18 protein-coding genes, 1 tRNA gene and 2 pseudogenes are annotated in these 20,698 nt (G+C 71.6%); 12 read left to right on the top strand and 9 right to left on the bottom strand.

Annotation, left to right across the window (positions count from 1 at the left end; genetic code table 11):
• Positions 1 to 10: 10 nt before the first annotated feature.
• Together ABZW18_RS05080 and ABZW18_RS05075 are read right to left on the bottom strand one after the other, a co-directional pair.
• On the bottom strand, positions 11 to 1,441 hold the full coding sequence (locus tag ABZW18_RS05080) for an MFS transporter (RefSeq protein WP_356182243.1): 1,431 nt from the start codon (positions 1,439 to 1,441) through the stop codon (positions 11 to 13).
• Between the two features lie 361 nt (positions 1,442 to 1,802).
• A complete protein-coding gene (locus ABZW18_RS05075; protein WP_356182322.1) occupies positions 1,803 to 3,299 on the bottom strand; it encodes a potassium/proton antiporter in 1,497 nt (498 codons plus the stop codon).
• Positions 3,300 to 3,565: 266 nt separating this feature from the next.
• Between ABZW18_RS05075 and ABZW18_RS05070 the strand changes: the two genes are divergently transcribed.
• Positions 3,566 to 6,304: a penicillin acylase family protein gene (locus ABZW18_RS05070; protein ID WP_356182240.1), complete on the top strand. Its 2,739-nt coding sequence runs from the start codon at positions 3,566 to 3,568 to the stop codon at positions 6,302 to 6,304.
• A 156-nt stretch (positions 6,305 to 6,460) separates the two neighbouring features.
• Here the strand turns inward: ABZW18_RS05070 and ABZW18_RS05065 are convergent, their stop codons facing one another.
• The gene (locus ABZW18_RS05065; RefSeq protein ID WP_356182237.1) at positions 6,461 to 7,057 is read right to left on the bottom strand and encodes a 5-formyltetrahydrofolate cyclo-ligase; all 597 of its coding nucleotides are present in this window, start codon (positions 7,055 to 7,057) and stop codon (positions 6,461 to 6,463) included.
• An 82-nt stretch (positions 7,058 to 7,139) separates the two neighbouring features.
• Between ABZW18_RS05065 and galU the strand changes: the two genes are divergently transcribed.
• From galU to ABZW18_RS05030, 7 genes are all read left to right on the top strand, one after another.
• Positions 7,140 to 8,042, top strand: a complete 903-nt coding sequence (gene galU / locus ABZW18_RS05060; RefSeq protein WP_356182234.1) for a UTP--glucose-1-phosphate uridylyltransferase GalU — start codon at positions 7,140 to 7,142, stop codon at positions 8,040 to 8,042.
• A gap of 112 nt (positions 8,043 to 8,154) precedes the next feature.
• Positions 8,155 to 9,426, top strand: coding sequence for a gephyrin-like molybdotransferase Glp (gene glp, locus ABZW18_RS05055; protein ID WP_356182320.1), 1,272 nt, complete (start codon positions 8,155 to 8,157; stop codon positions 9,424 to 9,426).
• Positions 9,427 to 9,480: 54 nt separating this feature from the next.
• Positions 9,481 to 10,026: a cyclic pyranopterin monophosphate synthase MoaC gene (gene moaC, locus ABZW18_RS05050; RefSeq protein ID WP_356182231.1), complete on the top strand. Its 546-nt coding sequence runs from the start codon at positions 9,481 to 9,483 to the stop codon at positions 10,024 to 10,026.
• A gap of 110 nt (positions 10,027 to 10,136) precedes the next feature.
• Positions 10,137 to 10,619 (top strand): MogA/MoaB family molybdenum cofactor biosynthesis protein, encoded by a 483-nt coding sequence (locus tag ABZW18_RS05045; RefSeq protein WP_356182318.1) that lies wholly within the window; start codon positions 10,137 to 10,139, stop codon positions 10,617 to 10,619.
• A complete protein-coding gene (locus ABZW18_RS05040; protein ID WP_356182316.1) occupies positions 10,616 to 11,239 on the top strand; it encodes a GNAT family protein in 624 nt (207 codons plus the stop codon). The genes ABZW18_RS05045 and ABZW18_RS05040 overlap by 4 nt, the downstream gene beginning before the upstream one ends.
• A gap of 151 nt (positions 11,240 to 11,390) precedes the next feature.
• Positions 11,391 to 12,554, top strand: coding sequence for a gephyrin-like molybdotransferase receptor GlpR (glpR, locus tag ABZW18_RS05035; RefSeq protein ID WP_356182228.1), 1,164 nt, complete (start codon positions 11,391 to 11,393; stop codon positions 12,552 to 12,554).
• A 110-nt stretch (positions 12,555 to 12,664) separates the two neighbouring features.
• Positions 12,665 to 12,738 (top strand) — tRNA-Ala (locus tag ABZW18_RS05030).
• A 219-nt stretch (positions 12,739 to 12,957) separates the two neighbouring features.
• Here the strand turns inward: ABZW18_RS05030 and ABZW18_RS05025 are convergent.
• Together ABZW18_RS05025 and ABZW18_RS05020 are read right to left on the bottom strand one after the other, a co-directional pair.
• Positions 12,958 to 13,374: pseudogene (locus ABZW18_RS05025) on the bottom strand (DapH/DapD/GlmU-related protein); the annotation flags it as partial.
• Complete coding sequence (locus tag ABZW18_RS05020; protein WP_356182226.1) at positions 13,344 to 13,928, bottom strand: hypothetical protein; 585 nt, start codon at positions 13,926 to 13,928, stop codon at positions 13,344 to 13,346. The gene ABZW18_RS05020 and the pseudogene ABZW18_RS05025, both read right to left, overlap by 31 nt.
• A 311-nt stretch (positions 13,929 to 14,239) precedes the next feature.
• Here ABZW18_RS05020 and ABZW18_RS05015 point away from each other — a divergent pair.
• Positions 14,240 to 14,446, top strand: a pseudogene (locus ABZW18_RS05015) (TOBE domain-containing protein); the annotation flags it as partial.
• A gap of 354 nt (positions 14,447 to 14,800) precedes the next feature.
• Here the strand turns inward: ABZW18_RS05015 and trxA are convergent.
• The gene (trxA, locus tag ABZW18_RS05010) at positions 14,801 to 15,226 is read right to left on the bottom strand and encodes a thioredoxin (protein WP_356182224.1); all 426 of its coding nucleotides are present in this window, start codon (positions 15,224 to 15,226) and stop codon (positions 14,801 to 14,803) included.
• A 161-nt stretch (positions 15,227 to 15,387) separates the two neighbouring features.
• Between trxA and ABZW18_RS05005 the strand changes: the two genes are divergently transcribed.
• The gene (locus ABZW18_RS05005) at positions 15,388 to 16,908 is read left to right on the top strand and encodes an NAD(P)/FAD-dependent oxidoreductase (protein ID WP_356182222.1); all 1,521 of its coding nucleotides are present in this window, start codon (positions 15,388 to 15,390) and stop codon (positions 16,906 to 16,908) included.
• Positions 16,909 to 17,084: 176 nt separating this feature from the next.
• Here the strand turns inward: ABZW18_RS05005 and ABZW18_RS05000 are convergent, their stop codons facing one another.
• Positions 17,085 to 17,576, bottom strand: a complete 492-nt coding sequence (locus tag ABZW18_RS05000; RefSeq protein ID WP_356182219.1) for a GNAT family N-acetyltransferase — start codon at positions 17,574 to 17,576, stop codon at positions 17,085 to 17,087.
• Positions 17,577 to 17,662: 86 nt separating this feature from the next.
• On the opposite strand from ABZW18_RS05000, the gene ABZW18_RS04995 reads away from it, so the two are divergent.
• Together ABZW18_RS04995 and ABZW18_RS04990 are read left to right on the top strand one after the other, a co-directional pair.
• A complete protein-coding gene (locus ABZW18_RS04995; protein WP_356182216.1) occupies positions 17,663 to 18,466 on the top strand; it encodes an exodeoxyribonuclease III in 804 nt (267 codons plus the stop codon).
• 64 nt (positions 18,467 to 18,530) lie between these two features.
• Positions 18,531 to 19,013 carry a DUF309 domain-containing protein gene (locus tag ABZW18_RS04990; protein ID WP_356182213.1) on the top strand — a complete coding sequence of 161 codons (483 nt, stop codon included), beginning with the start codon at positions 18,531 to 18,533 and terminating at the stop codon, positions 19,011 to 19,013.
• A 106-nt stretch (positions 19,014 to 19,119) separates the two neighbouring features.
• On the opposite strand, the gene ABZW18_RS04985 is transcribed toward ABZW18_RS04990, so the two are convergent.
• Together ABZW18_RS04985 and ABZW18_RS04980 are read right to left on the bottom strand one after the other, a co-directional pair.
• A complete protein-coding gene (locus ABZW18_RS04985) occupies positions 19,120 to 19,362 on the bottom strand; it encodes a DUF2277 domain-containing protein (protein WP_356182210.1) in 243 nt (80 codons plus the stop codon).
• Between the two features lie 268 nt (positions 19,363 to 19,630).
• Positions 19,631 to 20,434: a MerR family transcriptional regulator gene (locus ABZW18_RS04980; RefSeq protein ID WP_356182313.1), complete on the bottom strand. Its 804-nt coding sequence runs from the start codon at positions 20,432 to 20,434 to the stop codon at positions 19,631 to 19,633.
• Positions 20,435 to 20,698: the final 264 nt, after the last annotated feature.

The raw sequence follows: 20,698 nt of genomic DNA, 5'->3' as shown, positions 1-20,698 counted from the left end.
TTCCGCGGGATCAGTCCACCGCGACGGGCATACGGTGATCCACCCCACGCTCGGCCTCACCCTGTCCCGGCTCCATTGCGCCGCCCGAGGTCGTGGAAACGGAGCCCGCCACCCGGACCGCCCGCATCGGTGACGTCGGTACGAGCCGCCCCCGCAGCGCCACCACGGTCAGCAGCGCCAGCCCCGTGCCCGCCAGCGGCACTGTGAATCCGGCGGCGGCTGAGAACCGGTCCGCCAGCTGCCCGGCCGCCGTCACGGCCGCGGCCTGCCCCAGGGCGACCGAGCCCGTCAGCCAGGTGAAGGCCTCGGTACGGGCCGACGCCGGGACCAGGTCCTCCACCAGCGTGTAGCCGGTGATCAGCGCCGGCGCGATGCAGAGGCCGACCAGCAGTCCGAGTGCGCCCAGCAGCAGCGGCGAGTGCACGGCCCACAGGACCGAGCAGGCCGGCGCCAGCGCCGCGTACGCCGTCAGCAGCCGTTTCCGCGGCGAGGTCCGCCAGACGATGGCGCCGCAGGCCACACCGGCGAGCATGTTGCCGACCGCGAAGACCCCGTACAGCAGTCCGTTCATGCCCGGCTGCCCGATCTCCTCGGTGAAGGCGGTCAGCGCGACCTGCATGCCGCCGAACACCGAGCCGATCCCGAGGAAGGCCACTGCCAGCACCCGTACGCCCGGCAGGGCCCGTGCCGAGACATGCGGCTTCCGCACGCCCGCGTGGAGCCGGTTCGCGGTCGGTTCGGTACGGCGCTGGGCCGCGAACAGCAGTCCGCCGGCCAGGGTCAGCACAGCCTCCGCGATCAGGCCGGCAGCCGGGTGTACCCCGGTGCTCAGCGCGGTGGCCAGCACCGGACCGATGACGAAGGTCAGCTCGTCCGTCACCGATTCGAAGGCCGCCGCGGTCGGCATCAGCAGAACACCTTGCGAGCCTCCCGCGCCTCTCGCAGACCCCACGGCCCCCGTGCATCCCGCAGACCCCACGGCCCCCGCGCCTCCCGCGGAACCCGTCCGCGACGTGCCCCCGAGCACAGCGCCCCAACGGGCCCGCACCATGGGGCCGATCTGGGGCACGGAGGCGCCGGTCGGTACAGCGGCGGCGAACAGCGCCCAGACGGGCGCATCCGTCAGCGCGAGCGCCGTCAGCAGCCCGCCGGACGCCGTGTGCACCAGAACGCCGGGCAGCAGCACCGCGCTCTGCCCGAAGCGGTCGGCGAGCCGGCCGCTCTGCGGAGCGAACAGCGCCATCGAGACGCCGGTGACCGCCGCGACCGCGCCCGCAGCGCCGTAGGAGCCGGTCGTGTGCTCGACCAGCAGGACGATCCCGATGGTGAGCATCGCGAAGGGCTGTCGGGCGGCGAAGCCGGGCAGCAGGAACGTCCATGCGCCGGGTGTGCGCAGCAGTTGCCCGTAACCGGGACGGGTGGTGGTGACCGCGGATGCCACGGCCGTGCCTTTCCGCTGCCTGGTGGCGCACGCCTCGTGAGCCCCGCCCCGGTAGTGGCGATCCTCAGTACGGTGTGCGCCGAGAGCTGTCCTCTCGCGCAGGTTCCGCGGTAGATACCGGGTCCGCACCGAGAAGGTGGCAGAGGGACCGCGGCCGCCGTGCGGTCGCGCCAGCTCTGCATCAGGCAGAGTGGGTCGTGATGTGCGTCTTCATAGTACAGGCATGCTGCGGAAAGTCCCTGTGATGCACCTGGTATCCGCGCACAGTTTCCTGCGATCGACAGGTTTCATCGCCGGATGGATATACCTGCCCCGAATCAATCCGCAACCTGCCCCCGATCGATCTGCAACCTGCCCCGGATCAATGGGAGTTGTTGCCCCCGCGCAGCCAGCCGGCGAGCTTGCCGCCCTCCGCCACGGCCCGCAGCCGCTTCTCCGCCGCGTCCCGCACCGGATCCGTGGCGACGACCAGCAGCTCGTCCCCGCGTCGCAGTACGGTCGCGGGCGAGGGCACGAAGCTCTCCCCGTCCCGTACGACCAGGGTGACCGCGGACCCCGCGGGCAGCCTTAGCTCCCCGACCTCCACACCGTGCATCCGGGACTTCTGCGGCACCGTCACCGACAGCAGGTGGCCGTGCAGCCGTTCCAGCGGCGCCGCCTCGATCCCGAGGTCGGCCGCCGCCTCCCCATTGCCCAGCCGCAGCCGCCGGGCGACCCAGGGCAGCGTCGGCCCCTGCACCAGCGTGTAGACGATCACGAGTACAAAGACGATGTTGAAGATCTCGCGGCTGTCGGGCACCTCGTAGACCATGGGGATCGTTGCGAGCACGATCGGCACCGCGCCGCGCAGTCCCGCCCAGGACAGCAGTATCCGCTCCGCCCAGGGCGTGCGGAACGGCGCTGTGCTCAGCAGCACCGACACCGGTCTTGCCACCAGGGTCAGCACCAGCCCCACGACGACCGCGGGCAGGATGTCGTCCCCCAGGTCGTGCGGCGTGACCAGCAACCCGAGCAGTACGAACATGCCGATCTGCGCGAGCCAGCCCAGCCCCTCGGCGAAACCACGGGTCGCGGGCCAGTGCGGGAGCCTCGCGTTGCCCAGGATCAGGGACGCGACATAGACCGCGAGGAATCCGCTGCCGTGTGCCAGCGCACCGCCCGCGTACGCGACGACCGCGATCGCCATCACCGCGATCGGGTACAGGCCCGAGGCGGGCAGCGCCACGTGCCGCAGCCCGTACGCCCCGAGCCAGCCCACCGCGCCACCGATCGCCCCGCCGATGGCCAGCTCCAGAACGATCTTCCCGAGGAGCAGATACCAGGAGTCGACGGGACCGGCCGTCGAGAAGGCGACCACCAGAATCACCACGGGCGCGTCGTTGAAGCCCGATTCGGCCTCCAGGACACCCGTCAGCCGCGATGGCAGCGGCACCTTCCGCAGCACCGAGAAGACCGCCGCCGCATCGGTCGACGACACCACCGCACCGATGATCAGCGCCTGCCGCCAGTCCAGGCCCACCAGATAGTGCGCCGCCGCCGCGGTGACCCCGACGCTCACCGCGACGCCCAGCGTCGACAGCGTCGCCGCCAGGGGAAGGGCCGGTTTGATCTCCCGCCACTTGGTGCTCAGACCGCCCTCCGCCAGGATCACGACCAGCGCGCTGTAGCCGATCAGCTGGGTCAACCCGGCGTCGTCGAAGCGGACTCCGATCACGTCCTGGCCCATCGCGATGCCGATCCCCAGATAGATGAGCAGGCTGGGAAGCCCGCTGCGTGAGGAGACCCGGACCGCTGCCACCGCGATGAGGAGGACGAGCGAGCAGACGAGCAGGAGTTCATTGAGTTGGTGGACAGTCAGGGGCCGGAACCTTTCTCACGTTATCGACCGGAACGTTCCGTTCAGCCGACTGGAACTTCATTGCCTTACCTAACATTTTACGGGTTCTTGACGCCTGCCCGCTGCGGCAGCGGTTGGGGCGCCGATCGCGGAGTCGGCTGATGTCACCCAATAGCCCGCTGTGGGGCGCCGAGCGGCGAGCACCTACTCCGCTGACGAGCCCCTCACACGCTGCGCCTATGGTTGCTCCAGCACTCCAGGACCACACTGCCCCGCTAAGGACAGCGATGCCCGCCAACAAGACCGGCCCTTCGGGCAAGAAGAAGGGTCGTCGTGCCCGCAGCCTCGTGATCGCAGTCGTGCTGCTGCTCGTGGCGGGTACCGGCTTCGGCTCGTACTGGAGCGTCAGCACGGTGCGTGCCTCGTTCCCGGAGACCACCGGTTCGACCAAGCTCACCGGCCTCTCGGGACCGGTCCAGGTCAAGCGTGACGGACACGGGATCCCGCAGATCTACGCCGACACCGACGAGGACCTCTTCCGCGCGCAGGGGTTCGTCCAGGCGCAGGACCGCTTCTGGGAGATGGACGTCCGCCGCCATATGACCGCGGGCCGCCTGTCGGAGATGTTCGGCAAGGAACAGGTCGAGACCGACGCGTTCCTGCGCACGCTGGGCTGGCGCAAGGTCGCGCAGGAGGAGTACGACCACAAGCTGTCGCCGGCGACGAAGAAATATCTCCAGGCCTACTCCGAAGGCGTCAACGCCTACTTGAAGGACCACAAGGGCTCCGACCTGTCCGTGGAGTACGCGGCCCTCGACTTCAGCACCGACTACACCCCCGAGAAGTGGACCCCCGTCGACTCGGTCGCCTGGCTCAAGGCCATGGCGTGGGACCTGCGCGGCAATATGCAGGAAGAGATCGACCGTTCGCTGCTCTCCAGCCGCCTCACCCCGCAGCAGATCGAGGACCTGTACCCGGCGTACCCGTACGAACGGAACAAGCCGATCGTCGACGGCGGGGCGGTGGACGGGACCGGCAAGACGTTCGAACCCGAGTCCGGGCCCACTCCGCCGCAGAACGGTACGGGGGTCGGCGCCGGGCTCGGCGGCGCGGCCCGGGGCGCGCAGACCCAGCTGTCCTCGCTGTCCAAGACCCTCGAAACGATCCCGGCACTGCTCGGCCCGAACGGCGCCGGTATCGGTTCCAACTCCTGGGTGGTCTCCGGCAGGCACACCGCCACCGGGAAGCCGCTGCTCGCCAACGACCCGCACCTGGCGCCGCAGATGCCCTCGGTCTGGTATCAGATGGGCCTGCACTGCCGCAGCGTCAGCCCGTCCTGCCGGTACGACGTGTCCGGCTACACGTTCTCCGGGATGCCCGGTGTCGTCATCGGCCACAACCAGGACATCTCCTGGGGCTTCACCAACCTCGGCGCGGACGTCTCCGACCTCTACCTGGAGAAGGTCAGCAGCGACTCGTACCTCACCGACGGCAAGCAGGTTCCCTTCAGGACCCGCAAGGAGACCATCAAGGTCGCGGACGGCGCCGACCGTGAGATCACTGTCCGCTCGACCGGCAACGGGCCGATCGTCTCCGACCGCAATGACGAGCTGGGCAAGGTGGGGAAGGAAGCGCCCGTCGGCGACGCCGCCCCGGACCGCGGCAGCGGTTACGCCGTCTCGCTGCGCTGGACCGCACTGCAGCCCGGCAAGTCCATGGACGCGGTCTTCGGGCTGAACGCCGCCAAGGACTTCACGGGCTTCCGCAAGGCGGCCCGCGACTTCGCCGTCCCCTCGCAGAACCTCATCTACGCGGACACCAAGGGCCACATCGGCTACCAGGCCCCGGGCAGGATTCCCATCCGGGGCAAGGGCGACGGCCGCTACCCGGCGCCCGGCTGGGACTCCGACTACAAGTGGACCGGATACATTCCGCAGTCCGCCCTGCCCTGGGAGCAGGACCCCCGGCGGGGCTACATCGTCACCGCCAACCAGGCCGTCGTGGACAAGGCGAAGTACCCGTATCTGCTCACCGGGGACTGGGGCTACGGCGCGCGCAGTCAGCGGATCAACGACCTCATCCAGTCGAAGATCAAGGACGGCGGCAAGATCTCGACGGACGACATGCAGACCATGCAGATGGACAACAGCAGCGAGATCGCCGAGCTGCTGACGCCCCTGCTGCTCAAGATCGACGTCAAGGACCCGTACGTCCGCGAGGCGCAGAAGCTGCTCGAGGGCTGGGACTACACCCAGGACGCGGACTCGGCCGCGGCCGCCTACTTCAACGCGGTCTGGCGCAACACCCTCAAGCTCGCCTTCGGCAACAAGCTGCCCAAGGAGCTGCGGGTGTCGGGCCAGTGCCTGCGGGTACGCCCGTCCGACGACTCCGGCCCCCTGGAAGACCTGGACGGCAACGCCCGGCTCGTACGTGAGTGCGGGCAGCGCGCGCCGGACGCGGCGCAGCCGGACGGCGGCGACCGCTGGTACGAGGTCGTGCGGACGTTCCTCAAGGACGAGGACAACCACTGGTGGAAGACCTCCAGCACCCCCCGCAAGCCCGGCGACCGCAATCGTGACGAGCTGCTCGCGCACGCGATGAGGGACGCCCGCTGGGAGCTCACGTCCAAGCTGGGCAAGGACATCGACACCTGGAGCTGGGGCCGGCTGCACCAGCTGACGCTGAAGAACCAGACCATGGGCACGGAGGGACCCGGGGTCCTGCAGCGGATGCTCAACCGGGGGCCGTGGAACCTGGGCGGCGGCGAGGCGGCGGTGGACGCCACCGGCTGGAACGCGGCGGGCGGTTACGACGTCGTCTGGGTGCCGTCGATGCGGATGATCGTCAACCTGGGGGACCTGGACAAGTCCCGCTGGATCAACCTCACCGGCGCCTCGGGGCATGCCTTCAACGCGCACTACAGCGACCAGACGGACAAGTGGGCCAAGGGCGACCTGCTGCCGTGGGCGTTCAGCAACCAGGAGGTCGAGGACGGTACCTCCGACACCCTGGCGCTCACACCCTGAAGTCCTCGTCACGGTCCCGGTGGTCGGCTGCCCTCTGCGGCCGGTCCCGGGGCCGTGCCGTTCCGCCTCCGCCCCACTGCCTCGACCCACGTCCGTCCCGGCTTCGTCCCCAGGGGGAGGGGACGAAGCCGGGACGAGGTACGGGGGAACCTCCCGCTACCCCCGGCTGAAGCGGTGCAGCGCCGAGGGCGTGACCGCGGCGTGCACCGGTCTGTCGTGCGCCTCGGCCGGCACCTCGCCGAGCAGCTCGCCGTCGTACAGCAGCACCACCAGCGCCGGGTCGGTGCCCGCCTTCTCCAGCCGCGCCAGGACGCGGTCGTACGACCCGCCGCCACGGCCCAGCCGCATACCCCGTCCGTCCACCGCGAGACCCGGCAGCAGCACCGCGTCCGCTTCCGCGACGGCATCGGGGCCGAGGCGCCGTCCGTCCGGCTCCAGCAGCCCGCGGCCGGCCTTCACCAGCCGGTCAGCGCCCTCGTAACCGGCCCAGTCCAGGTCGTTGTCCTCCAGCAGCACGGGGAGCAGCACCCGTACCCCCCGCGTGCGCAGCGCGTCGAGCAGCGCGCGGGTCCCTGGTTCGCGCCCCACCGAGACGTACGCGGCCACGGTCCGCGCGCTCGCCAGCTCCGGCAGCTCCAGGGCCCTCCGGGCGAGAACCGGCCCCGTTTCCGAGACGTCATCCTCTGTCAACCCGGCCCTTACCGCCAGGAGACCCCGGCGCAACTCCGCCTTCGTAACGTGGCATGGATTCACAACGTGCCCCAAACCTCTCCAACCGCAGCGTATTAACCGGAGCCACATCTTCCGCTCATACGTACCGGTTATGGTTCTCCGCATGACTGAATCGCACTCCCGGATCAGCAAGGCTGTCATTCCCGCCGCCGGACTGGGCACCCGTTTCCTTCCGGCCACCAAGGCCACCCCCAAGGAAATGCTGCCGGTGGTCGACAAGCCCGCGATCCAGTACGTCGTCGAGGAAGCCGTCACGGCCGGTCTCTCCGACGTTCTCATGGTCACCGGTCGCAACAAGCGCCCCCTCGAGGACCACTTCGACCGCAACTACGAGCTCGAGGAGGCGTTGCGCCGCAAGGGCGACGAGTCCCGGCTCGCCCGCGTCCAGGAGTCCAGCGACCTTGCGACCATGCACTACGTCCGCCAGGGCGACCCCAGGGGGCTCGGCCACGCCGTCCTCTGCGCCGCCCCGCACGTCGGCGAGCAGCCCTTCGCCGTCCTCCTCGGCGACGACCTCATCGACCCCCGTGACCCGCTCCTCGCCCGCATGATCGGGATCCAGGAGAAGCACGGCGGCAGCGTCGTCGCCCTCATGGAGGTCGACCCCGCCCAGGTCCACCTCTACGGCTGTGCAGCCGTCCGGGCCACCTCCGAGGACGACGTCGTCCAGGTCACGGACCTGGTGGAGAAGCCCGCCCCCGCCGAGGCGCCGAGCAACTACGCCATCATCGGCCGGTACGTCCTGGACCCCGCGGTCTTCGAGGTGCTCCGCAAGACCGAGCCCGGCCGCGGCGGCGAGATCCAGCTCACCGACGCGCTCCGCACCCTCGCCGAGACCCCGAGCCTCGGCGGCCCCGTGCACGGTGTCGTCTTCAAGGGCCGCCGCTATGACACCGGCGACCGGGGCGACTATCTGCGTGCCATTGTCAGACTCGCGTGCGAACGTGAAGACCTGGGGCCGGACTTCCGGACCTGGCTTCGCGGTTATGTCACGGAGGAGATGTAGCACTTTGAGCAGCACCGCTGAACAGGCCGCCGCTCCGGACGGGCTCGGGGGCGCGTCCCCTACGGGCTCCGGCGCGGCGGCTCCGGCCCCCGACGAGCACCGCGTCTGGACCGTGACGGAGCACCTCGACGACATCCTCCGGCACATCCGTCCGCTGGAGCCCATCGAGTTGCAACTGCTCGACGCCCAGGGATGCGTCCTCGTGGAGGACGTCACCGTCCCCGCCGCCCTGCCGCCCTTCGACAACAGCTCCATGGACGGGTACGCGGTCCGTACCGCCGATGTCTCCGGGGCCAGCGAGGAGTACCCGGCGGTCCTCACCGTCATCGGTGACGTCGCCGCCGGCAGCGGTGAGCTGCCCACCGTCGGACCGGGCGAGGCCGCCCGCATCATGACCGGCGCCCCACTGCCGCCCGGCGCCGAGGCCGTCGTGCCCGTCGAGTGGACCGACGGCGGCACCGGCGGTGGCCCGGTCTCCGGTATGCGCGCCGCCGCCGACGCACCCGAGGGCGCCACCGGCGAGGTCCGCGTCCACCGCGCCGCCCCGGCCGGGGCCCACATCCGCGCCCGGGGGAGCGATGTCGCCGCCGGGGAGCTCGCGCTCGCGGCCGGCACGGTCCTCGGCCCGCCGCAGATCGGACTGCTCGCGGCCATCGGCCGCGGCACCGTCACGGTGCGGCCGCGCCCGCGCGTGGTGGTCATGTCGACCGGCAGCGAACTCGTCCAGCCCGGCGAAGCGTTGGGCCGCGGCCGTATCTACGACTCCAACAGCTTCGCGCTCACCGCCGCCGCGCGCGACGTCGGAGCCATCGCGTACCGCGTCGGAGCGGTCGCCGACGACGCCAGGACCCTCCGGGCCACCATCGAGGACCAGTTGATCCGCGCCGACATCCTCGTCACCACCGGCGGAGTCAGCGTCGGCGCGTACGACGTCGTGAAGGAAGCCCTGTCGCAGTTCGAGCCCGCGGCCGACGGCTCCTCCGCGGTGGACTTCCGCCGGCTCGCCATGCAGCCCGGCAAGCCCCAGGGTTTCGGCAGCATCGGCCCGGAGCGCACCCCGGTGCTCGCCCTCCCCGGCAACCCCGTCAGCTCCTACGTCTCCTTCGAACTCTTCGTACGCCCCGCCATCCGGGCCCTGATGGGCCTCGATCCCGTCAGCCGTGAGACGGTCCGCGCCGTATGCGCCGAAGGCGTGTCGTCCTCCCCGAAGGGCAAGCGTCAGTTCCTGCGAGGCCGGTACGCGGACGGGGCCGTCACTCCTGTGGGCGGTGCGGGATCCCACCTGGTGAGGGCCCTCGCCCACGCCAATGCCCTGATCGTCGTGGGCGAGGACACCACCTCCGTGGACGCCGGCGCCCGGGTCGACGTGATCCTCCTCGACTGAAGCACGGCTGCTGCCGGTACGGTGTCTGCCCACAGGGACCGGACCAGGAGAACGATGAGCAGCCCGCAGCAGCACCTCACGCATCTCGACGACGCGGGTGCGGCCCGCATGGTCGACGTCTCGGAGAAGGACGTCACCGCGCGCACCGCCCGCGCCACCGGCAGGGTGCTCGTCTCGCCCCGCGTGGTCGAACTGCTGCGGGGTGAGGGTGTCCCCAAGGGCGATGCCCTGGCCACCGCCCGTATCGCCGGAATCATGGGCGCCAAGCGCACCCCCGACCTGATCCCGCTGTGCCACCCGCTCGCCGTCTCCGGCGTTAAGGTCGACCTGTCGGTGGCCGACGACGCCGTGGAGATCACCGCAACGGTGAAGACCACCGACCGGACCGGTGTCGAGATGGAGGCCCTGACAGCCGTCACCGTCGCCGCCCTCACCGTGATCGACATGGTGAAGGCCGTCGACAAGGCCGCGGTCATCACGGACGTACGGGTCGAGGAGAAGTCCGGCGGCGCCTCCGGTGACTGGCTGCGCTCCTCCGGGAAGCCGGGCCCCGCCGAGACCCCGGAACCGGAATCCGCGGAGAAGGAGAACGGCGCGTGAGCCAGGAACGCGCGGCGCCCCCGCCGGGCGCCCCGCGACACGGACCTGCGGGTGACGACAGCCCTGCCCCGGCCACTCCGCGCGGCGCCTCGGTCCAGCCGTACCGCGCCCTGGCCGTCACCGTCTCGGGCCGCGCCTCAGCCGGTATCTACGCTGACAAGGGCGGCCCGCTCCTGGTCGAGGGACTGACCGCCATGGGCTTCGAGGCAGACGGCCCGCGCGTGATCCCCGACGGTGAGCCCGTCGAGGCCGTACTGCGCGAGGCCGTCGCCGCGTCGTACGACGTCGTGCTCACCACCGGGGGCACCGGCATCTCGCCCACCGACCGCACACCCGAGATGGCCCGCCGGGTGCTGGACTACGAGATCCCCGGCATCCCCGAGGCGATCCGCGCCGAGGGCCTGGCCAAGGTTCCGACAGCCGCCCTCTCCCGCGGTCTCGCCGGAGTCGCCGGGGCCACCCTGATCGTCAACCTTCCGGGCTCCACCGGCGGTGTACGCGACGGCCTCGCCGTCCTGGACCGCCTCCTCGTCCACGCCGTCGACCAGCTCCGAGGCGGCGACCATCCCAGACCCTCGGGGAGCCAGAGCTGAACATTCCCTGGCCGGTCGAGCTGACGGACGGCGATGTCGCCCTCCGTCCCATAAAGCTGCGTGACCAGCGCGCCTGGCGCGAGGTCAACCGGCGCAACCGTGACTGGCTGCGCCCCTGGGAGGCGACGATCCCCCCGCCGGCCCCCGGCGGCCCCGTGGCCCACCGCCCCACCTTCCGGCAGATGGTCCGCCATCTGCGTGCCGAGGCGCACGCCGGACGGATGCTGCCGTTCGTCATCGACTACCAGGGGCAGCTCGTCGGGCAGCTGACGGTGGCCGGTATCGCCTGGGGATCGATGTGTTCCGGCCATATCGGCTACTGGGTGGACGAGGCGGTGGCGGGGCGCGGCGTGATGCCGACGGCCGTGGCACTCGCGGTCGACCATTGTTTCCGTACGGTCGGGCTGCACCGGATCGAGGTGTGCATTCGGCCGGAGAACGGACCGAGCCGCCGGGTCGTGGAAAAGCTCGGCTTCCGCGAGGAGGGGCTGCGGCCGCGCTATCTCCATATCGACGGCGCCTGGCGCGATCACCTGATCTACGCGCTGACGGCGGAGGAAGTCCCCGAGGGCATGCTGCACCGCTGGCGCCGCATCCGGCCCGGCACGGCCTATAAATAAAATAAGTGTTCGATATTGCACGGGCGTTGACCGGTTTTGCGGTCTGCCGATCTCAACAATCACAAGAAAAGTTCGAGATATCACCCGGATCGTGCGACACGCCGCGCCAATTGGCAGATGGCCTTACGCAGACCCCTCTACCGTGTGAGGCGTGAGCAGCAGCGGCCTCATCTACGCAGTCATTGTCGGGGCCTGGGCCGCCTACTTGGTGCCGATGTGGCTCCGTAGGCAGGACGAGCTCAATGAGGCTCGTCCGACGGAACGCTTCAGCACCGCCATCCGGCTGCTGTCCGGACGGGCGGCAATGGAGCGCCGTTACGCCAAGGGCCTGGAGGAGCGCAACTCCGATGACGGGGATGCCTTCGGCGACGAGGGCGGCAGGGACGACAGTGGCAACAGTGGCGCTTCCTCCGGACCGGAGCGGGGCGCGACCGACCCGGATGCCGTGACCGACGCGGTCGACGTCCGGGCCTTTGCCGTACCCGAGCCCCGTACGGAGACCCGTTCCGAGCTCCGTTCCGAACCCCGCACCGAGGTGCGTGACGAGCGCCCGGCGCCCCGCTCGGCGGCCCGGCCCACGCCGTCCGCCGCGGAGCGCGCCCGGCGCTCGAAGGTCCTCGCGCGCCGTCGGCGCACCACCATGGCGCTGTTCCTGGCCTTCACCCTGGGGTCGGTCGTCGCCGCGGTCGGCGGCCTCGCCTTCCTGTGGGCGCCGGCCGGCCCCGCCGTACTCCTCAGCGCCTACATCGCGCATCTGCGGGCCCAGGAGCGCCGCCGCTTCACCTTCACCATGGACCAGCGCCGCGCGGAGGCTGCGGCCCAGCGGCTGCGCGAACACCGGCCCCGTGCCTCCCGCCGGCCGGACACCGGTGCCGGGGACGAGCCCGCCGACGCTGTCCCGGGTGACCCCGCCCCGTCGCCCGCGACCGCCGCGAGCCCTGCTCCCGCCTCCCCGCACACCGCGGACCGGCGTGCCCTGGTCGAGCAGACCGACCATGCGGAGTGGGTCGATCAGCAGCGCGAGCGAGGCGGGGCGGCCGGGGCGAGCTGGGACCCGGTGCCGGTGCCGCTGCCGACGTACGTCACGGCCCCCGTCGCGCCGCGTGCCACCGGCAGCGTGGATCTCGACGCCCCCGATGCCTGGAGCTCGGCCCGCTCGAGCACTGCCGGGGCTACCGCGGAGGCGGCCTCCGCCGAACCCGAGCCCGACCCGGCCCCGGCCACCCGCCGCCCCCCGGGCCGTCGTGCCCGCGGCCGTACCCCGCTCTTCGACCAGTACGCCGACGAGGACCGGCCGCGCGCGGCCAACGAGTGATCTCCGAGCCGTCAACTGGTCCTGTTCAGGGCCTTGCCGGGGTGCTCCTAGGGTGCTGGAACGGATTTCCAAGCACCCCGACGGGGATGCTAAGGTTTCATCCGTTGCAAGGGCCTGTGGCGCAGACCGGTAGCGCACCTCGTTCGCATCGAGGGGGTCAGGGGTTCAAATCCCCTCAGGTCCACATGCAAGGCCTTCGCGGGTTCGCTCGCAGAGGGTTTATGAGATCCCGGCCAGACGATCATCGTCTGGCCGGGATCTTGTTATTCGGGGCTCGCATACTCCGGAAGTCGGTCCAGCGATCCGCTGGGGTGCATCCATCGCAGGCAGGTCGCGGGCTGCGTGGCTTCATCGGCTGGTCGCGCTCTCTCGCGGCGGGGTCCGGTGGCTCCGACCGGTCCGGTCACCGGGCCGGCGGGCCCTCCCGGACCGTTCTCGCGGGGTTTCCGCGCCACCGTGCCCCCGGCGCGACCTCCTCGCCCTTCATCATGAACGAGTCGGGGCCGAGCACCGCGCCGTCGCCCATGGTGACGCCGTAGTGGACGAAGGCGCCGGCGTCGAGGGTGCAGCCATTGCCGAGCGTGACGCGGTCGGACTTGAACGTGCCCTCCTCCAGCGAGTGGCACTGGATGATGCTGCCCATGTTCAGCGTGCAGTCGTCCCCGATGGTGACGAGGGTCCTCTCCGGCATATCGCAGCCGTCGTCGAAGACCCTGCGGCCGATGCGCACCCCCGCCAGCCGCCAGATCGTGTTCTTGAACGGGGTACCGCTGAACAGCGGCGCCATGCTCAGCTTCCAGTGACGTTCGTGCCGCCAGAAGCCAGCGCGGCGATTTCGGCCCGCTCCCGGGGGTGCAGACCTGCCTCGACGTCCCCCACCGTGCCGCGGTCGGGGAACGCCTCGACGTCGATACCGACCGGAGAACCGTAGAAGGCGAGGAGCGCCAGGTCGCCGCTGTGGGCGAGGGAGAAGTGCACCGGCGGCGCCGCCCCGTGGGCCACCGCCGGACGGCCGTGCGGCCCGGAACACAAAGGACAGGGCTCACGCAGGAACGCGACCCGGGCGGGACCCTGGTTCAGGTACGCGCCGAGCAGCCGGCGCAGCACGATGTGGGAGGCGAGGTAGCGCTCCCTGTCGGCGTCGCGCACGAAGGCGTCCGCCCGCTCGCGCTCTTCCTCGTCGAGGATCCTGCGGCCGGACCGCAGATCGGGTGTGTGGTCGGGGGTGCGCAGCAGCCAGACCTGGAGCGTGCCCGCATCGCGGTGAAGTACCGGCTCGGCCTCCGCGAACAGGTGACGGCTGACGAGACGCGGCTGGATCTGTCCGGGGAACCCGCCGGCTGCGCGGCTGCCGTCCCGATCGCGCACGGTCATGTCCCCATCTGCGCTGCCACCCCGTGGGTGTTGCTGTCGGCGCCGCCACCCCGTCGGTCCCGCTGCCACCCTCGCCGGGGGCTTGCCCTTCGCCCACGGGCCCTCGCGGCCCGTACCTTGCCCGTACCTTCATTGTGCGCTCCGGGTAGGGGCGCACAGGCTGGACTTTCCGCCGTTTGCGGCCGAGTCGGTGGTGTGCTCGCGGAGGTCTCCCGGGCGCGCGAGGAGTCGCCGTGGGCGCGGCGGTGAGTCACCGGAATGCCCGCCGTGATCGCGGCGGATTGCTCATGCCCAGGGCTACGGTGAGCCTCATGGGCCTGAGCATCCGCAACCAGATCCCCGCAACCGTCACCGCCGTCACCCCGGGGGAGGTCATGGCGGCGGTCCGGGCGCGGCTCGCGGGTGGGCAGGAGATCACCGCCGCGGTCACGCTGGAGGCGGTCCGGGAACTGGGGCTCGCGGAGGGCAGCCAGGTGCGGGCGCTGATCAAGTCGACCGAGGTGTCGCTGAGCGCGGGCTGACAGCCGCCTCCGTACGCGCGCCGGCCCCCGCTGGGCGCCGTGCCCTCGTACGCTCCGCCCTGATGACGTGCCGTACCCCGTACGCGCCGCCCCCGTACGCGCCGCCCCCGTACCGCAGCCTCTGTGCGAGACGAGCAGGTCCGTACGACGGGCCCCGTACGTCGATCAGTACGCGTCGGCCGTACGCGGCGGTGCGCGCGCGTCCGGCCATGCTTCCGCGTACTCTGCGGCCTCCCTGAGCGGCCAGTCCCCGAAGAGGTCGGGGCTCCGGCCTCCCGGCCCCGATCGGTACGCGCAACACGAGAGCCCCGGCCCTGTGGCCGGGGCTCTGGCGGAGGCGTTTGGCCTCGGTCAGGCCGGGTGTTCGGGCCGCCCGCCCTGGCCCGCCTGACCGGCCGGCTCCTGCTGCGCCTGTTGCGCCTGCTGCTCGGCGACCGACTGGTGCACTTCAGCCATGTCCAGGTTCCGTGCCTGGCCGATGACGTCCTCCAGCGCGGCCTCGGGCAGCGCGCCGGGCTGGGCGAAGACGGCCACGTTCTCCCGCACGATCATCAGGGTCGGGATCGACCGGATGTCGAAGGCCGCCGCGAGCTCCGGCTGGGCCTCCGTGTCGACCTTGCCGAAGACCAGGTCGGAGTGACGGTTGGCGGCCTCTTCGTAGACCGGCGCGAACTGCTTGCACGGGCCGCACCATGTGGCCCAGAAGTCGATCAGCAAGAAGTCGTTCGCTGAGACGACCTCGTCGAAGTTTTCCTTGGTCAGCTCGACCGTACTCATGTGTCCTTACCTGCTTCCGGATGACGTCGGCGGGTGTCCGCTCGGGGGAACGAGGAGGAGCCTGTCCGTATTCCGATGTTTCATGTGGCCGACTTCGTGGCGCGGCGGAAGGATGGCAGCGACGCCCCGAAGATGCCCCGAAACGGAGAGGCGGAGCGCATATGAGCGGGAGCCCCGACGGATCCGAGGAGTACGCGCAGGCGGACGAGTACGACGTCATCGTGCTCGGCGCGGGACCGACCGGTGAGAATCTCGCCGAGCGCGTCGGTGCCGCCGGGCTGTCCGTGGCGGTCGTGGAGAACGAGCTGGTCGGCGGCGAGTGCTCGTACTGGGCGTGCATGCCGAGCAAGGCGCTGCTGCGACCGGTCGCCGCGCTCGCCGAGGCACAGGCCGTCGCCGGTGCGCGGCAGGCCGTGAACGGCGGCCTGGACGCGGCCGCGGTGCTCGCCCGCCGTGACGAGTTCGCCTCGCACTGGAAGGACGACGGCCAGGCCCGGTGGATGGATTCCGTCGGCGTCGGACTCGTACGGGGCCTCGGTCGGCTCGACGGCCCGCGGCGGGTCACCGTGGAGACGCCGCAGGGCGGCCGCCGGCTGCTGACCGCGCGGCACGCGGTCGCCGTGTGCACCGGCAGCAAGGCCGTGGTGCCGGACCTGCCGGGTGTCGCGGAGGCCCGTCCGTGGACCAGCCGCGAGGCCACCAGCGCCCGCGAGGTCCCGGGGCGGCTGGCCGTCATCGGCGGTGGCGTCGTCGGCGTGGAGATGGCCACGGCGTGGCAGGCGCTCGGTTCCGCGGTCACGATGCTCGTGCGCGGGCACGGGCTGCTGCCCCGGATGGAGCCGTTCGCGGGCGAGCTGGTCGCCGAGGGGCTGAAGGAATCCGGCGTGGACCTCCGTATGCGTGCTTCGGTGACCGCCGTACGGCGCGAGGGCGCGGGCGGGCCGGTGACGGTGATCCTCGACAGCGGTGAGGAGGTCGTCACCGACGAGGTGCTCTTCGCCACCGGGCGTGCGCCGCGCACCGACGATCTCGGGCTGGAGACGGTCGGTCTGGAGCCCGGCTCCTGGCTGGAGGTGGACGACACCTGCCGGGTCACGGAGGTGCGGGGCGGCTGGCTGTACGCGGTGGGAGATGCGAACCACCGCGCGCTGCTCACCCACCAGGGCAAGTACCAGGCGCGGATCGCGGGCGCGGTGATCGGCGTGCGGGCGCAGGGGGTGCCGCTGCTGGAGACGGACCCGTGGGGCGCTCATGTGGCGACGGCCGACCTCACGGCGGTGCCGCAGGTGGTGTTCAGCACACCGGAGGTCGCCGCGGTCGGGCTCACGGCGGCGGAGGCGGAGCGGGAGGGCCGCCGGGTGCAGGTCGTCGACTACGACCTCGGGCGGGTGGCGGGCGCCTCGCTGTACGCGGACGGCTACCGCGGGCAGGCCCGGATGGTTGTCGACCTGGACCGCGGCCATCTGGTCGGCGTGAGCTTCGTGGGCCCGGGCGTGGGCGAGCTACTGCACTCGGCGACGGTGGCGGTGGCGGGCGAGGTGCCGATGGACCGGCTGTGGCATGCGGTTCCGGCCTATCCGACGATGAGCGAGATCTGGCTGCGGCTGCTGGAGGAATACCGGGGCCCACGGCTCTGGCCGGTGGGAACCCCGTCGCTGACCGAGGTGAAGACTCGTCGCTGACCGAGTCGGTGTCGGGCGGGGCTGATCGATCCGGGCCGCCGGGCCGCCGGGGCGCTGACGGGGGCGGGGCCGGGGCGCGGCGTCTGTGCGGGCGTGGTCCGCGTTGCCGGCGACGGCGGGCGGTGTGGTGGCGCGGTGGTCGAGTGTGTCGGGTCCCTGCCGGGAAGTGCCCGGACCTAGCCGGGTAGCTCCCAGCCGGGCAGTGGCTTCGCGAAGCAGCGGCTGTCCTTCTCGCAGCGGTACAGCCCGAACTTCCGCGTCGGCCGGTAGCCGCTGGAGGTGTAGAGGGCGATGGCCTCGGGCTGCTTGATGCCGGTCTCAAGGATCATGCGTCGGCGGCCGGCCAGCTCGGCGCTGTCCTCCAGGGCGGCGAGGATGCGACGGGCGAGCCCGCGGCCCCGGGCCTCGCGCACGACGTACATGCGCTTGAGCTCGGCGTCTCCGTCGGAGTAGCCCTCCTCGCTCTCCTCCTGTGCCCGCCAGCCGCCGGAGGCCACCGGCCGCCCGCCGTCGTACACGACGAGGTAGAGCCCGCGCGGCGGGTCGAACTGGGCCGGGTCCATGGGGGTCAGATCACCGTCGCCGTAGCGCTCGGCGTACTCGAGCTGCACCTCGGCGTTGAGCTTGGCGGCGTCGGGGTGGTCGTAGTGAACGGCACGGATCTGCATGACCGCAATCGTACGGATGTCGGAGATGGGCGAGCTCGGTGGGCCGGGTGTCCGGGGCGCCCGCCGCCCTGCCGTATCGTGCCGGGATGCTCAATGTGACCACCGTGAACGTGAACGGGCTCCGGGCCGCCGCCAGAAAGGGCTTCATGGAGTGGCTGGCGGAGACCTCCGCCGATGTGCTCTGCCTCCAGGAGGTACGGGCCGAGCCCTGGCAACTGCCGGACGAGGTGCGGCAGCCCGACGGCTGGCACACCCTTCACGCGCCAGCGGCGGCCAAGGGCAGGGCCGGGGTGTCGATCTACTCGCGGCGTGAGCCGGAGCGGATGCGGACCGGCTTCGGCTCGGCGGAGTTCGACGGCAGCGGGCGGTACGCCGAGATCGACCTCCCGGGCGTCACGGTCGCGAGCCTCTACCTCCCCTCGGGCGAGGTCGGCACGGAGCGGCAGGAGGAGAAGCAGCGCTTCATGGGCGAGTTCCTGCCCTATCTGAAGGAGCTGCGGGAGCGGGCGGCGGCGGACGGCCGCGAGGTGCTGGTGTGCGGCGACTGGAACATCGCCCACCGGGAGGCCGACCTCAAGAACTGGAAGGCGAACACCAAGAAGTCGGGCTTCCTGCCGGAGGAGCGGGAGTGGCTGACCCGGGTTCTGGAGGAGGCGGATTACGCGGACGTGGTGCGGCAGTTGCACCCGGACGTCGCCGGGCCGTACTCGTGGTGGTCCTACCGCGGAAAGGCGTTCGACAACGACAGCGGCTGGCGGATCGACTACCACCTGGCGACGCGAGGCCTCGCGGAGCGCGCGGTGAAGGCGGTCGTGGAGCGGGCGGCCGCGTACGACCTGCGCTGGTCGGACCACGCCCCGGTGACGGTGGCGTACGCGACCGGACACTGACCGGGCGGGTTCTCATCGGGCTCCGGCCGGGCACCGACCGGGCGCCGACGTGCACCATGGAGCCATGAGTGCGCAGAAACCTTTCGAGAGAGACCGTGACCCGGCCGGGCGGGCCCGCAATGCGCGGCCGCGGGACGGGCTCGGACGGCCGTTGCCCCACGGAGCCGAGGGCGTCGAGCGGCAGCCCGAAGGTGTGGAGCGGACTCCCGGCGAGACGCTCGACGAGGCACAGCGCCTGCTCGACGCCGGCAAGCCCTTCCATGCGCACGAGGTCTTCGAGGACGCCTGGAAGTCCAGCGCCGGGCCCGAGCGGGCGCTGTGGAAGGGCCTGGCCCAGCTCGCCGTCGGTCTGACCCACGCCGAACGTGGCAATGCGCGCGGCGCCGTATCGCTGCTCCGCAGGGCGGCGGATGCCGTTGCGCCCTTCCGGCAGAACCCGCCGTACGGGATCGACGTGGACGGCCTTGCCGGGTGGGCGGAGCGGCTCGCGGAGGACTTGGAGACGGGGCCGCACGGCGTCGCGCAGCCTCCGCGGCTGCGGGGCTGACCGGCTAGTTCGAGACGGTTCGCCACGCGCTCTGCGCCTCTTCGCCGAGCCGCGTCACGCGGGTCGGCGGGTCCTGCCGCAGTTCTGCGGCAGGGCTACGGCAGGGCTACGGCTCTCCGGCCGCCACCCGTTGTCGTGATCCCGAACCCCGGACCTCCAGATCGCCCAGGAGCTGCCGGGTGGCATCGGCCACCGCGTCCACCGCCTGGTCGAAGACGGTGCGGTTGTGGGCCGCCGGGTGGTGGAACCCGGAGACCTTGCGGACGTACTGCAACGCGGCTGCCCTGATGTCGTCGTCATCGACCTCGGGCATCGCGGGCGGACGGAGAGTCTTGATGCTGCGGCACATGTCTCCAGTGTGCTCCGCCTGTTCGCCGGCTGTCGCTCACCGGAAGAGGACCGCGGCGGGACGGCCCCCACGCCGGCCCGGACTCCGCGGCGTGGCTACGAGCGAGCGCCGCCGGTCCGGTTCCCGTCTCCCAGCCGGAAGGACGGAGCCGGAGGGAGGGAGCCGGGGGGAGGAGCGGAGGGAGGAGCGGAGGGAGGGAGCCAGGGGGGAGCCGGGGACGAAACCGCGAGGACGGAGTGCCGTGCGCCCCTGAGACGCCCGGGACGACTCAGTCGGTGGGGCCGCCCTGGCCCTGGCACACCTCCTCGCGCCAGGCATCCAGCTCAGCGCGTATCCGCCGGTCCATCGCCATCGACAGCTCCGCGTCGACGACGCTCTTGGCGAGCGGGCGGAGGCTTTCGACGGTCTCGGCGACCTCCGCTGCCTCGGCAGCGCCGAGCGGCTCTCCGGCGGCCGCGCGGTCCAGGACATCGGCCAGCACATGGGTGCGGATGAGGGTGGTGAAGAGCCCGGCGAGGGCGTCAGCGTGGGCGCGGACCTCGCGGGCCGCGGCGAGGACGACGGACAGGGGCACGCCCTTGCCGACCAGCGCGCTGGAGGCATCCAGCAGGCGACGGCTGACGTGCACCACCTCGTCGCCGTCGAGCGCCACATAGCCGAGGTCGATCGAGGCGGCCAGATTCTCGACGGTCACCTGGCCCTGGAAGTGATCGGCGAGTTCCTCGGGGGTGAGGCGGACCGGGGTCTCCTCGGACCAGGGGACGGAGATGGCGTTCTCCAGGCCGAGGAGCTCGCCGACGTCGCGGCCACTCTCGAACGCGGTGATCAGCTCGGCGATGCCACCGAGGGTGTGACCGCGCTCGAGCAGGGCGCCGATCGTACGGAGCCGGGCCAGGTGATGATCGTTGTACCAGGCGATACGGCCCTCGCGGCGCGGGGCGGGAAGCAGTTTGCGCTCGCGGTAGAACCGCAGGGTGCGGACGGTGATGCCCGCCTTCTCGGCCAGCTCCGCCGTACGGTATTCGTCCGTCCCGGCGCCGGTCCCGGCGTCCGGCTCGGCGCCCGGCTCGATGACCGGCTCGGCCCCCGCCTCGGTGACCGGCGGGGCGTCCGCCTCGGGGCTCGGCCGGGCGTCGTCCGGCTCAGTGATCGGCCCGGTGACCGGCCCGGTGTTCGGCGGCTGGGCGCCCGGGTAGCCGGACGGGTCCGCCGCGCGGTGCTGCTCGCGTGCCTTCCCCGAAGGCCGGTGCGACGGCTCGCCCCGCGGGCTTCTCGCTTCCTCTGTCTCGGCCACAACAGAAGACTATGTCCTCCCCCGGCCGGGCCGACCGCGGCC

The sequence above is a fragment of the Streptomyces sp. NPDC004647 genome (assembly GCF_040609575.1).
Lineage (GTDB): Bacteria > Actinomycetota > Actinomycetes > Streptomycetales > Streptomycetaceae > Streptomyces.
Note: the sequence above shows the minus strand (reverse complement) of the source record. Positions and strands in the feature narration are given on the sequence as shown.

Bases quoted from the DNA above. Each gene is read 5' to 3' on its own strand.
- ABZW18_RS05070 (WP_356182240.1), top strand. From the start codon at position 3,566: ATGCCCGCCAACAAGACCGGCCCTTCGGGCAAGAAGAAGGGTCGTCGT.
- galU (WP_356182234.1), top strand. From the start codon at position 7,140: ATGACTGAATCGCACTCCCGGATCAGCAAGGCTGTCATTCCCGCCGCC.
- moaC (WP_356182231.1), top strand. From the start codon at position 9,481: ATGAGCAGCCCGCAGCAGCACCTCACGCATCTCGACGACGCGGGTGCG.
- ABZW18_RS05020 (WP_356182226.1), bottom strand. From the start codon at position 13,928: ATGACCGTGCGCGATCGGGACGGCAGCCGCGCAGCCGGCGGGTTCCCC.
- trxA (WP_356182224.1), bottom strand. From the start codon at position 15,226: ATGAGTACGGTCGAGCTGACCAAGGAAAACTTCGACGAGGTCGTCTCA.
- ABZW18_RS05005 (WP_356182222.1), top strand. From the start codon at position 15,388: ATGAGCGGGAGCCCCGACGGATCCGAGGAGTACGCGCAGGCGGACGAG.
- ABZW18_RS05000 (WP_356182219.1), bottom strand. From the start codon at position 17,576: ATGCAGATCCGTGCCGTTCACTACGACCACCCCGACGCCGCCAAGCTC.
- ABZW18_RS04995 (WP_356182216.1), top strand. From the start codon at position 17,663: ATGCTCAATGTGACCACCGTGAACGTGAACGGGCTCCGGGCCGCCGCC.
- ABZW18_RS04990 (WP_356182213.1), top strand. From the start codon at position 18,531: ATGAGTGCGCAGAAACCTTTCGAGAGAGACCGTGACCCGGCCGGGCGG.
- ABZW18_RS04985 (WP_356182210.1), bottom strand. From the start codon at position 19,362: ATGTGCCGCAGCATCAAGACTCTCCGTCCGCCCGCGATGCCCGAGGTC.